This is a genomic window from Vibrio sp. SSH13-20 (assembly GCF_040104475.1).
GTDB lineage: Bacteria > Pseudomonadota > Gammaproteobacteria > Enterobacterales > Vibrionaceae > Vibrio > Vibrio harveyi.
The window spans coordinates 17,049-26,497 of record NZ_JBECOU010000009.1; the positions used below are offsets into that span (position 1 = coordinate 17,049).

General features: G+C 44.2%; 12 protein-coding genes. 5 read left to right on the forward strand and 7 right to left on the reverse strand.

The features are described 5' to 3' along the window. Positions 1-9: 9 nt before the first annotated feature. From ABMY42_RS22355 to ABMY42_RS22375, 5 genes are read right to left on the reverse strand one after another with little or no spacing between them, the layout of a single operon-like run. Entirely contained in the window at positions 10-1,872 is a 1,863-nt protein-coding gene (locus tag ABMY42_RS22355) for a replication endonuclease (protein WP_349266818.1), read from the reverse strand. A 24-nt stretch (positions 1,873-1,896) separates the two neighbouring features. Further along, entirely contained in the window at positions 1,897-2,250 is a 354-nt protein-coding gene (locus ABMY42_RS22360) for a hypothetical protein (protein ID WP_079324809.1), read from the reverse strand. A gap of 4 nt (positions 2,251-2,254) precedes the next feature. Continuing rightward, on the reverse strand, positions 2,255-2,521 hold the full coding sequence (locus ABMY42_RS22365; protein WP_079324792.1) for a hypothetical protein: 267 nt from the start codon (positions 2,519-2,521) through the stop codon (positions 2,255-2,257). Positions 2,522-2,523: 2 nt separating this feature from the next. After that, complete coding sequence (locus ABMY42_RS22370) at positions 2,524-2,706, reverse strand: hypothetical protein (RefSeq protein ID WP_025556561.1); 183 nt, start codon at positions 2,704-2,706, stop codon at positions 2,524-2,526. Between the two features lie 9 nt (positions 2,707-2,715). Then, a complete protein-coding gene (locus tag ABMY42_RS22375; RefSeq protein ID WP_017819663.1) occupies positions 2,716-2,970 on the reverse strand; it encodes a pyocin activator PrtN family protein in 255 nt (84 codons plus the stop codon). A gap of 135 nt (positions 2,971-3,105) precedes the next feature. On the opposite strand from ABMY42_RS22375, the gene ABMY42_RS22380 reads away from it, so the two are divergent. From ABMY42_RS22380 to ABMY42_RS22395, 4 genes are all read left to right on the forward strand, one after another. Further along, the gene (locus tag ABMY42_RS22380; RefSeq protein WP_017819664.1) at positions 3,106-3,711 is read left to right on the forward strand and encodes a S24 family peptidase; all 606 of its coding nucleotides are present in this window, start codon (positions 3,106-3,108) and stop codon (positions 3,709-3,711) included. Between the two features lie 5 nt (positions 3,712-3,716). Continuing rightward, positions 3,717-4,394 (forward strand): hypothetical protein, encoded by a 678-nt coding sequence (locus ABMY42_RS22385; protein WP_349266819.1) that lies wholly within the window; start codon positions 3,717-3,719, stop codon positions 4,392-4,394. 390 nt (positions 4,395-4,784) lie between these two features. Then, the gene (gene zur / locus ABMY42_RS22390; protein WP_009697566.1) at positions 4,785-5,240 is read left to right on the forward strand and encodes a zinc uptake transcriptional repressor Zur; all 456 of its coding nucleotides are present in this window, start codon (positions 4,785-4,787) and stop codon (positions 5,238-5,240) included. 18 nt (positions 5,241-5,258) lie between these two features. Continuing rightward, entirely contained in the window at positions 5,259-5,720 is a 462-nt protein-coding gene (locus ABMY42_RS22395) for a chemotaxis protein CheX (protein ID WP_005381269.1), read from the forward strand. A 100-nt stretch (positions 5,721-5,820) separates the two neighbouring features. Here ABMY42_RS22395 and pgi read toward each other — a convergent pair whose 3' ends face one another. After that, positions 5,821-7,473 (reverse strand): glucose-6-phosphate isomerase, encoded by a 1,653-nt coding sequence (gene pgi, locus ABMY42_RS22400; protein WP_017190915.1) that lies wholly within the window; start codon positions 7,471-7,473, stop codon positions 5,821-5,823. Between the two features lie 306 nt (positions 7,474-7,779). Between pgi and ABMY42_RS22405 the strand changes: the two genes are divergently transcribed. Beyond that, a complete protein-coding gene (locus ABMY42_RS22405; RefSeq protein WP_005451524.1) occupies positions 7,780-8,199 on the forward strand; it encodes a secondary thiamine-phosphate synthase enzyme YjbQ in 420 nt (139 codons plus the stop codon). 51 nt (positions 8,200-8,250) lie between these two features. On the opposite strand, the gene ABMY42_RS22410 is transcribed toward ABMY42_RS22405, so the two are convergent. Further along, complete coding sequence (locus tag ABMY42_RS22410; RefSeq protein WP_349266820.1) at positions 8,251-9,447, reverse strand: hypothetical protein; 1,197 nt, start codon at positions 9,445-9,447, stop codon at positions 8,251-8,253. Positions 9,448-9,449 lie beyond the last annotated feature (2 nt).

Sequence of the window (9,449 nt, forward strand, 5' to 3'; positions counted from 1 at the left end):
GGCATTGATTTAATACACAATCAGACGATTGTTTTTGAAACTGACCGTCGTGTATCGGTCAATTTGAACTTTCGCCCCTCGCATGAGTGGCGAAATCAAGCACTGAACCCCTTGTGAGCTCCATCCTGTAAGCCTCATCAGTGGTTCAGTGAGAGGGTGGTTACACTTATTTTCAGTGCTCCAAGAAGGGGCTCCGCCCCTTTTTGCTTCGCTGCGCTCCGCTTTCCACGCTTTGGCGTCCGATTTCGAAACGATAGAAAAGCGCGCGCTGCAGGTTTCAATGATTTGACCTAACCAAGAAATCCCGATCACTCTTTTAACGGATTCTCCGTATTGGTTTTGGTCATACTCATACGCCAAACGAGCATCACCAATGTGCTGGCAAAATGCCTTCCAGCGAGAGTTATCAGCATGGTCATGAAGTGTGGCTAGGTCTTTATCGATAGAAACATCGAGCTTGGTGGCTCGGCGCAGTTGGCGCCATATCCCAACCGATGGCGAGCCGGATTGTGAGAACTGTTTAATCCCCCATGCACTCGCCCATGCTCTGGCTGAAATTGCCGACTCTTGCGCATCACCTTCTGGCATGTGTGCGCCGTTAATGTTCTTGGAAATGTACTTAATGATGTAACCCGTTGCGCTTCCTTTGGCAGGGTCACATGGCTTGGCTTGAAAGCGCGCTTTACGCATCTTTTTCGTCACTAACTCTTCTGCATCTTCACTTCTGGCAATCGCCGCACAAATGCGCATTAAGTTTTCTTTATGCTCGGCAGCGCAGTACAAAAATGCATGTAGGTGCGGCGTGCCGTCTTTGTGTGGCTCTGCTACCCGCAAACCAAACCAAGGAATTTCCGCCTTAGCAAAATGCGCGCGCGCTAGCTTCCATTGCTCCATTAGATTGCGGTGTGCTTCTTTCACCGTGCAACCATTCCATTTGTGAGAGTTACGGTGATATTTGGACGGCAAAGTCCACGTAATAAACACGCCCTCAAAACCCATATCAATGGCTCTTTCTTCATCACCACGACTACGTACAACCAATTCAATACGGCGATTTTCTGGATTTGCCGTGGTGCGCTTGGCAACCTCATCAAGCCCGAACTCTTCCAGTGTTTCATGGTTAATCACCACCATCCCTTTCATGAACTCTTCACTTTCGCGCATCTGTTGTTTGAAGTTCTGGATAGTGATCCGTGAAACGTATCGAGATTGACCTTGGCGTTTGCCCACATTGCCTAATGTCACTTGTGCATGCTCAATGTATTGTTTGCGCAGACGCTTAAGCTTTCGCACCAAAAAGCGCGGGTCAAGACAGCGCTTTAAAGCTATCTCAAGAATGAACTCAGCATCCTCTATCGAGAGCTTGCCGCCCAGCTGGGACAAATCAACACTCGGTGGTTTGATATGGGCGTGAATCATGACACCGGAAATTTCATCAAAGGCACGAACAAGCGCACCTAAATATCCCGTATGGCTAGTCAGTCCGGTATCGATGAACTGTTCTTTCTCATCCACTTCAATACAGCTAATGATTTCCTCAAAAGCTGAAACCAGCTTAAGAGCGAAATCCTTGCACTGACTGTTACACATCAGAGTATCGTGCGTCAGTTCTAGCGGTTCGGGTTCATGGCTTGGCATCGAAAAAGGAAATAGACGTGTGAAATGGTGCGCGACTTTATCAACGAAGTTCACACGCTCATGCGCAAAAATGGCAAGGTTGCGATCATCGGCATTGCCGCGCTGTTTACGCCGGCCAACTTTCAAATCAATATCGCGGCGCATCATTACTGGTAAGTGTGCCGTGATATTAGAAATGTACTGAGCCAGAGATAAACCCATTTCGGGCTCAAGGAATCGCTTATAAACACTCATAGGTCAAATACCGCCATGCCTGCTTTATGGCAATTCCGCCAATCGCTTACCTGCCGTTCTAAGCTTGCTCGTCGCCCCCTTAAAGCTCTCAATATCTGTGATGACATAGTATTTAGAGTTCATGAAGCCCCGCTCAATTGAAATGCTCTTATTAAGCATGTTGGAGACGTGGACTAAATCCTTTCCGGCTTGTTTTATCTGACTGTCCTTGTATTGCTTCTTTGCCTTTTTGTTTTCAAAGTGCAATTCAAACGTAAAGTATTCACAGACAGGACATTGTTTTATTGCAGGAAATACCGTGAACGCCTTTTGTGTATAGCTTTTGGTGTGGTCGCAATGGCTACAGCGGTAGTCTCTAGTGATAGGTGCGAGTGTCATTAGGTTACTCCTTGTTTGCATTACTTACTGCTCCCCAAGGCTCAATACACCCTCGATTGGTACAGGTGTAATTTAGTGGCTTTGGCTCCGGCTTAACGCGCTTTTTAATACCGTGCTTTTCACGCAGCTTCGATATTAAAAAACACGCTCGCTGCGTTTTTTCGGGGTCGTAATTCACAAGCCCCGCCATATCTGGACAAGGCTTGTGTATCGGGTCATTGATGGGTAAATCTGCAATAGATTTACCCACGATGTAAGTAACATCCCCCATGGTTACGCCTCTAGGCTTTCCAGTAATTCAATCGCTTCTTCGAGCTCAACCAAGATCCCCGACAAGTAATTATCTTCATCAACGTCATTGCATGGGTTCATGTGATTCTCAATAACTGAGTGCAACAACTTAGCCTCGCTTGAATGAGTGAAATCGATGTTGATTGCGTGAATTGGTGTGTTCATAACAGCTCCTTAATCATTCACTGATTGCCATTCATTTTTGGCTTGCTCGTATTGACGGTCGATGTGCTTTGCTAGGTCTTCAATCTTGACCAAAGTCGGGCTGCGCTCAGAGTCACGCAACTTGAAGGTGGGAATAGGAAAGTCGCAAGCTTTTGCCCGCTGCTCTGCCGTTTTAGGAGTGATGCCAAAGAATTCTTGGCAAACTTGTTTTAGCTCTACCGTAGGACTTTCGAAGCGAGCCAATAGTGCAAAATTTGTATTCATGTAGCCTCCATGTAGTACACTTGGAGCTATTCAAGTCGCCACGAACGACTTCAAATAACCTTCAAACTCAACGCGAAGCATTATTGCGGATCAAAAATCAGATCGCAATACCTTTGCAGACATTAGGCAGCACTTATGAAGCACATAGAGACTCAGATTGAAGAACTTAAAAAACTAACAAGGACAGCAAAAAACGTTGATTTAGCTAAAGTTTTAGGCATTTCACCAAAAACTATTCAGTCATGGAAAAGTAGAGAAAAAATTCCAGAAGATATTTTTCTAAAAGCCGAAGAGATCTCAAAAACAGGCTCTGTAGCCCCTAAAGGATATTTAGAACTCAAGTTCTATGACGTAGAAGTAAGTGCTGGACATGGAACACTAGTTGAGAAAGAAGAAGAATCAAGTGCAATGGTCTTTAGCGAACGATTCATAAGACAAGAGCTTGGCTTCAACCCCAACAATATCTTTTTAATGCCAGTTCGTGGGGACAGCATGGCTCCTACACTCAAGAACCAAAGTATCGTCATGGTTAATCGTGTTGATGGTTTCTCTACCGATGGGATTTATGTCTTCAGATATGACAACCGATTAATGGTGAAAAGACTTCAATTCTTACCAAACGGTATCAAGGTGGTTAGTGACAATAGCTCTTATGAAGCTTGGGAACTTGGAAAGAAAGATATTGAAGGTGCCGATTTTGAGATCATCGGTGAAGTGGTTTGGTCAGGGCAGAGAATGTAAAAAGCATGATTGAGCAATTAAAAGTACTACAAGAAAATAATCTACTAACTCCTATATCGACTGTATTTACGGGGGTTATTGCTATTGCAGCGGTGCTAATTAACAACTTTTTTATCCGCCGCAATTTAAATCGCCAAATAGAAGCTCAATCACAAGAAAGTGATAAGAAGATTATCAATGATAGATGGATGACAACTAGAGAGGAAAAGCAACTCAAGTTAGAGGGACTGTTCGAAAATCTACAGCTGTTTCTAGAAGTCCTCAATGAAAGCCATAAAGATATTGCAAGGATTGCGATTCTAGATACAGATACCTATCGAACAAAATTTGAAGAGCTGTCTAAGGTTCGCGAAGGCTATGTTAAAGGGCAATCATACCGAAGAAAGGCTCTAATCTTGGGTTATTCATATTCAGACAATAGTGAACTATCGATTTCCTTAGACGAACTAAAAGAACTAGACGAAAATTTTAAACGTCTATTGAACCAAGTAACTAATCTTTTTATGGAGGCATCAACTGCGGAGCAGGAAACTGGTGAGGTAATCAAAGCATTGATGGTAATACTAAACAATATAACGTATGTATCTGTAAAAATAAAAAATGAGGTAGAGAGTATTGAAGTACTTGTTACTCAAGAGATTCGACAAGCCCGAACCGCTTCAAGTATAGAGGCAACGTTTTAACTAGTACTCATATAGTACGTATGACTTGCTTTTAACTACTGGTATTACTTAAAAGTGGGTCCAATCCAACATTGGTGCTACAGAGAGCCTGCAAGAATGAGTCATGATATAAACACCCGTTTTTACGTTGCCAAGATAGAGCGCGACGGTGCGCTCAAAAAATGAAGTCGGGTATTGTATACCCACTGTGCAGTGGATGCGAGTGTTGTGAGCTTACTTACCAATAGACATATTTCGGCATTGGGATCTCGTTCTGTGATATCGATTACTCTCTCTGATATACACTGGCTTGCTTTAATTCATGATTTTCGTTCTGATAGTAGGTAAAATGAAGCCTTTCTAAACGAACTTCGTATAGAAATGGTTTATCATAAAGCACGTCCGATAGTTATGGTGAAAGATTTGGACCCAACAATCCTTGAACAAATTGAACATATCTGCGCTGAGCGCGGAGTAAGGTTGACGCCGCAACGCCGACGCGTTTTTGAGCTCATTTGTTCTAATCGCCGCGCCTCTAGTGCGTATGAGCTATTGGAGCAACTGAAAGAGAGCGAACCACAAGCGAAACCACCGACGGTATACCGAGCATTAGATTTTCTTCTAGAACAAGGCTTTATTCATCGAGTGGAATCTAACAACAGCTTTATCACTTGCTGTTCGTTCAACACTCAACAGCACTTTTTCCAACTGCTAATTTGCGATAAATGTGGCGATGTCGTTGAACTTGAAGACGAGACGCTGATATCCTTATTAGCCAATAACGCCGAGAAACATGGATTCAAACTGACGAATCAAGTTATCGAAACCCATGGCGAATGCCAGGCATGTTCCTCGGAGACGAAATAAGAAAGATAGAAGAACGTTATGCGCGCTGAATTTGTAAACCCGTTTTTAGCTTCTTTAATGAATGTTCTAAAAACTATGGCTTCGCTTGAATTGAAGCCACAAAAACCGCGAATCAAGAAAGATGAGATCGCACGAGGTGACGTTTCTGGTCTTATCGGTATGGTTGGTCCACAAACTCGTGGCTCAATGTCGATTACCTTTGATGAAGCGTTAGCACTGGAAATCATGCAGAACATGCTTGGTGAACGTCCAAATGGACTGAACGAAGAAGTGACGGATATGGTTGGTGAGATCACTAATATGGTGACAGGCGGTGCGAAACGCATTCTAGCGGAAAGTGGGTTTGACTTTGATATGGCAACACCAGTTGTAGTATCTGGTCGAGGTCACACCATTCGCCACAAGTGTGAAGGCTCAATCATCATCATGCCTTTCTCTTCACAGTGGGGAAATGCCTTCATCGAGATTTGTTTCGAATAATAGAGAAAAAATAGGTTGGTCCGTACCAACCTATTTTGTTTCTGCCTCAGGCAATAAAAAAGGTCAGCATTTGCTGACCTTTTCTTTTTCTATTCAAACATTAAGCTTTAAACGCTTTAAATGCATTGATTAGACCGTTTGTCGAGCTATCGTGTGAGTTGATTTCAGACTCATCAGCTAGCTCAGGTAGGATTTGGTTCGCTAGTTGTTTGCCTAGCTCAACACCCCATTGGTCGAAGCTGAAGATGTTCCAGATAACGCCTTGAACGAAGATTTTGTGCTCGTACATTGCGATCAGGTTACCTAGCGTGCGAGGTGTGATTTGCTTAACTAGGATAGAGTTCGTTGGGCGGTTACCTTCAAATACTTTGAACGGTACTAGAGACGCCATTTCTTCTTCGCTCTTACCTGCTTTCGCAAATTCTGCTTTTACTGTTTCTGCTGACTTACCAAATGCCAATGCTTCTGTTTGTGCAAAGAAGTTAGACATCAGTTTTTGGTGGTGATCGCTTGCTGGGTTGTGGCTGATTGCTGGTGCAATGAAGTCACATGGGATCAGCTTAGTGCCTTGGTGAATCAGCTGGTAGAACGCGTGCTGACCGTTAGTTCCTGGTTCACCCCAGATGATAGGACCAGTTTGGTAAGTCACTGCGTTACCTTCACGGTCAACGTACTTACCGTTAGATTCCATGTTACCTTGCTGGAAGTACGCCGCGAAACGGTGCATGTACTGATCGTAAGGTAGGATTGCTTCAGACTCAGCGCCGTGGAAGTTGTTGTACCAAATACCGATCAGAGCAAGAATCACAGGGATGTTGCTTTCTAGATCTGTCGACACGAAGTGGTTATCCATCTCGTGAGCACCATCTAGAAGCTCGATGAAGTTGTCGTAACCTACAGCTAATGCAATTGAAAGGCCAATTGCAGACCATAGTGAGTAACGACCACCAACCCAGTCCCAGAACTCAAACATGTTGTCTGTGTCGATACCAAACTCAGATACCGCAGGAGCATTAGTAGATAGCGCTGCGAAGTGCTTAGCAACGTGTGCTTGATCGCCAGCAGTTTCTAGGAACCAATCACGAGCAGAGTGCGCGTTTGTCATGGTTTCTTGAGTCGTGAACGTCTTAGACGCGATCAAGAATAGTGTTGTCTCTGGGTCTACTTTCTTCAAAGTCTCAACGATATGAGTACCATCAACGTTAGAAACGAAGTGTAGGTTCAGGTGGTTTTTGTATGGTGCCAATGCTTCTGTCACCATGTAAGGACCAAGGTCTGAGCCGCCGATACCGATGTTTACGATATCTGTGATTGCTTTACCTGTGTAACCTTTCCACTCACCGCCGATTACACGCTCAGTGAAGGATTTAATTTTTTCTAGAACCGCGTTTACCGCTGGCATTACGTCTTCGCCGCCAACCATTACAGGTTTGTTCGAGCGGTTACGCAGTGCAGTGTGAAGAACAGCGCGATCTTCTGTTTTGTTGATCGCTTCACCACTGAACATCGCTTCAATTGCTGACTTAAGCTCAGTCTCGTTAGCAAGAGCGAACAGGTGCTTCAGAGTTTCCTCGTTGATTAGGTTCTTTGAGTAATCGACTAGGATGTCTGAGCCGAAGCGTGCTGAGTATTTGTCGAAACGCGCAGCGTCTTGAGCAAATAGCTCTTTCAGATCCATATCTTGTGCAGATTCGAAATGCGCAGTTAGCGCTTTCCAAGCTTGTGTTTGCGTTGGATTGATATTTTTCAACATGGTCTTTATCCCGATGTTACAGTAGGTTCCATTCCTTACAGTCTAGCGAAAACTGCGGAATCCCCGATTTAGCAAATAGAATATAAATGAGATGTTTGGGCGAATTGCCACAAAACAAGTCTTTGTAATTTTTTTTCAGTCGCCAATTATGACTGAGTGCCCTTACACTCACATTGAGTTAGGTCACGTTCCCTGTTTCGAATTTAAACAATTCATTTATGACGTTGGGAATCATATCATTTACTAATGACAGGCTCTAATTGGATTAGGATAGACGCCAAACCAAATTTTTCCAAAGGAACGCATATGTGGGCACAAAAAACTCTGCAATTAAAAGCACGTAGCCGAGGCTTTCATCTGGTCACTGATGAAATTGAACAACAATTACCACAAATCCAATCGCTTTCAGTAGGTTTGTTACATTTATTCATTCAGCATACGTCTGCCAGTTTGACTTTAAATGAAAATGCCGACCCAACAGTACGCATGGATATGGAAGCCCACTTCAATAAGTTTGTGCCTGAGCGCGCCCCTTACTACCAACACACTTATGAAGGTGATGATGACATGCCAGCTCATATAAAAGCGTCTTTACTTGGCAGCAGTGTGACAATTCCTATTCAAAGCGGTCAATTAGCGTTGGGAACATGGCAGGGCATTTACTTAGGCGAGCATCGAGACTACGGTGGCAGCCGACGCATTATCGCCACCATCAACGGCGAATAGCTTAGAGACAACAAAGGCTAACCTCAGGGTTAGCCTTTGTTTTATATCGAGTTAGAACGGTTGGTTTATCATGACTCGGAAAGTACCTTCATCGGCACCTTTTGCCATCTCTGCACGAACAACAATCCCTTCCACTTGGAAGCGTACTGCGCCACCGACGTTCCACTTCATGTCTTCATGTAATATCTTGAGGTCATAATCGTCCGCGACTCGCCCCACTTCAACAAACGCTACCCATTGCCACCAAGGTAAGTCGTAATAGTTGATCAGAGGAATATCATCAAGCGGCTGCCAGTCTGGCAATACGCGGTATTCCGCAGAATAGTGAATCGCGCTGCGTCCATGGTAACGACCCGCAGTATAACCACGCAAGCGATACAAGCCACCCAAGCGAACTTGCTCCTGCTCTGGAGGACGACTACATACTGCGCCATCGCACTGATTCCATGTCGGTGTATCTGCAGTATAGAAATCGAATGCCAGAACTTGCTGATCAAACCAATCACCTAACGGACCTAGGGAATAGTACTGACTGTTTTGGAACTCCCACTTTAGCCATAAGTCTTCCGCCTGTAAGCTGTCTGCTCCTGTGGTTAAATCAAACGAGGTATGGGAGCCTCGCGTGGTATTACGCACACTGTCGCGGTTGTCCCAGTCAAATGTCAGGCTAAACCCTGTCGCTTCTTCTTTCTTATCGTTGTAGATGTCTAATTCACGAGAAGAATAAAACGGCGTGAAGATAATTGAGCTGACACCAGAATCGACCGGAGAAGCAAAACTTACATCGCGAATAGGTTGGAATGCACCAAGTAACCCATGTTCACGAACGTTACCCCAAGGAAGCAAGTACTTGAACTCGAGTTTATAGTTCTCTTCATCCCCATTGGTTATCGTTTTGTCTTCCGTTGAAGAGTTGTTTGAACCTTGATTGTCTAGGTAATATGGGTTGTCGTTAAAGCGCGCTTGATACATTTGCGTGCTAAACAAAAGATTTGATGACAAAGCGTAGTTGAAGGCAGAAAGAAAACCGACATAGCTATTTTTCTCAGAATACAGCCCCATACCAAACAATGCAGCTTGAGGTTGACCAACACCTTTTGCCACACCAGCTAAACCGATCGTGCTACCCATGGTATCCGTACTGAAATAGAACGGAACAAATGCTGAGTCTTTCTCTTTCGCGACTATCTGCGGGGATAAAAAAAGGCTGGCAGAGAATGCCAGCACTGAGAATAATCTTTTCTTCATGG

Excerpts from the sequence above, each read along its gene's own strand:
- ABMY42_RS22395 (WP_005381269.1), top strand. The coding sequence starts at position 5,259 with ATGCGCGCTGAATTTGTAAACCCGTTTTTAGCTTCTTTAATGAATGTT.
- ABMY42_RS22360 (WP_079324809.1), bottom strand. The coding sequence starts at position 2,250 with ATGACACTCGCACCTATCACTAGAGACTACCGCTGTAGCCATTGCGAC.
- ABMY42_RS22370 (WP_025556561.1), bottom strand. The coding sequence starts at position 2,706 with ATGAACACACCAATTCACGCAATCAACATCGATTTCACTCATTCAAGC.
- ABMY42_RS22355 (WP_349266818.1), bottom strand. The coding sequence starts at position 1,872 with ATGAGTGTTTATAAGCGATTCCTTGAGCCCGAAATGGGTTTATCTCTG.
- ABMY42_RS22410 (WP_349266820.1), bottom strand. The coding sequence starts at position 9,447 with ATGAAGAAAAGATTATTCTCAGTGCTGGCATTCTCTGCCAGCCTTTTT.
- ABMY42_RS22365 (WP_079324792.1), bottom strand. The coding sequence starts at position 2,521 with ATGGGGGATGTTACTTACATCGTGGGTAAATCTATTGCAGATTTACCC.
- ABMY42_RS22375 (WP_017819663.1), bottom strand. The coding sequence starts at position 2,970 with ATGAATACAAATTTTGCACTATTGGCTCGCTTCGAAAGTCCTACGGTA.
- pgi (WP_017190915.1), bottom strand. The coding sequence starts at position 7,473 with ATGTTGAAAAATATCAATCCAACGCAAACACAAGCTTGGAAAGCGCTA.
- ABMY42_RS22405 (WP_005451524.1), top strand. The coding sequence starts at position 7,780 with ATGTGGGCACAAAAAACTCTGCAATTAAAAGCACGTAGCCGAGGCTTT.
- ABMY42_RS22385 (WP_349266819.1), top strand. The coding sequence starts at position 3,717 with ATGATTGAGCAATTAAAAGTACTACAAGAAAATAATCTACTAACTCCT.
- ABMY42_RS22380 (WP_017819664.1), top strand. The coding sequence starts at position 3,106 with ATGAAGCACATAGAGACTCAGATTGAAGAACTTAAAAAACTAACAAGG.
- zur (WP_009697566.1), top strand. The coding sequence starts at position 4,785 with ATGGTGAAAGATTTGGACCCAACAATCCTTGAACAAATTGAACATATC.